Raw genomic sequence first — 1,545 nt, 5'->3', positions numbered from 1 at the left:
GCGACGTGGTATGGAGGAAGGAGATGACGCTACCGAGATTGTAATGATTCAGCGAGAAGTGGGCCTTTCCGGTCTCGTCCACGCCGTCCCACATCTCCCAGATCGTCGTGGCGCCCCGATCGATCATAGTCATCCAAGACGGTGGGGTGTCGCGAAGAAGCAGGTCGTACGCGACCCCGGCATGGCCGGCGTCGGCCAGGACCGGCAGCAGCAGGCCCGTGCCAAAGGTTCCCGTGCCCACGCGGGTGTCCGCCGCCCGATCGCAGCGACCAGGCCCTGGGCGACCGCCGCGCGAAGCTCGCAAGGGGCAAGCCCAAACGCCAGAGCGCGGACGTAATTGGCTTGGGTCGGCCGGCGCAGCGAGCCGTCGGGCCGGCCGTATTCGGTCCACCAGGCCCAGGCGATGTGCGCGGCCAGCGGCTCGTATTTCCCAGCGGCCTCGCGTTTGCCGAGGACTCGGGCGGCCCTTCCGAGCAGTTGCGCGGAATGCTGGAAGTAAGCGGTCGCGAAGTCACCGTCGTCGCGCCCTTCTTCAAGGCGAGGATTCCATTGGTCGATCGCGGCCGCGCGCGTCGTCGGGGGACAGGACCTTCGGATGGCGGTGCGCGCCGCCCAGTCGCCGCCGGTCGTGACAAGCTGGCGGGAGCCGTCCTCGAAGCTGAGCTCCATCTGCCCGAGAAACGCCACCCGGTCGGCATGCTGGTCGGACTGCCGGAACGCGCCAACCTGGCCGCGATACCAGCCGTCCGAGAGGACGACCTTGAGGCTGTTCGCGCCGCAGCGCACCCGATCGATCACATCGTAGGTCTGGGTCTGCAGGATGGCGTCGTAGCTCGTGTACCCAGGGGCCAGCTCGATATCGCCCAGACGCTCGCCGTTGAGGAGGATCTCGTAGAGGCCGTGCGCCATGGCGTAGAGCCGGCCGCGAACTGGCCCGCTCGCCACCGCGAAGTCATGCAGCAGCCGCCAGGCGGGCGGGTTTCCCGGGCCGGGTATCTTGCCCTCGGGCGGCTCGATCCATCGCGCGATCCAATCGTCCGGCCGGAGCAGCCCCATCTCCCATTCGACGGGCGTCGACCAATCGCTTTCCCCCTTCTCGGTCCAGACCTTGACGGCGCAGACCGCGCGTTCGCGGGAACGTTGAGCAGGACCGGAAAACTCGACCAGGAGGGTTGTCCTCCGACGCCACACGCCCCGAGTCCCAATCACCGGCGCGCAGGCGATAGGCCTCTTGGCGGCCCGCGCCGAGGGAGACGCCAGGACAAGCGAGGGCGAACGACGTCGATGCCAAACGCCTTCCCAAGGTGCTCGACGCGCAGTCGGGTCGGAGCCGCGGAGTGCAGCGCCTCCGCAGGCGGCCCCTCCAGCGAAGGGAGGGGACGGGGACGTCTGCATTCGGGTCGCCTCCTCGACCTGCGGATGGCCGGGCTGGGCCGCGGCCGCCGCAGCCAGAATGCCGGTAGAGGTCACGATACGCCATCGAGGTCCTCGGGCACGGTGATCTGGTATCGCTTGTCGAGCTTTACGGCGTTCACCAGAACGCTA

Annotated in this window: 2 protein-coding genes; both read right to left on the bottom strand. The window is 68.3% G+C overall.

The window, feature by feature from the left end:
- The coding region (locus QZV94_RS25340; protein WP_367255381.1) for a hypothetical protein at positions 1–241 on the bottom strand (241 nt) is incomplete at its 3' end.
- On the bottom strand, positions 130–1,056 hold the full coding sequence (locus tag QZV94_RS25050; RefSeq protein ID WP_293683218.1) for an alpha-L-rhamnosidase N-terminal domain-containing protein: 927 nt from the start codon (positions 1,054–1,056) through the stop codon (positions 130–132). The genes QZV94_RS25050 and QZV94_RS25340, both read right to left, overlap by 112 nt.
- Positions 1,057–1,545 lie beyond the last annotated feature (489 nt).

Origin of the sequence: uncultured Phenylobacterium sp. (assembly GCF_902826855.1) — a bacterium.
Lineage (GTDB): Bacteria > Pseudomonadota > Alphaproteobacteria > Caulobacterales > Caulobacteraceae > Phenylobacterium.
The sequence above is the reverse complement of the archived record's forward strand: the minus strand, read 5'-3'. Positions and strand labels throughout refer to the sequence as shown.

Excerpts from the sequence above, each read along its gene's own strand:
- QZV94_RS25050 (WP_293683218.1), bottom strand. The coding sequence starts at position 1,056 with ATGGGGCTGCTCCGGCCGGACGATTGGATCGCGCGATGGATCGAGCCG.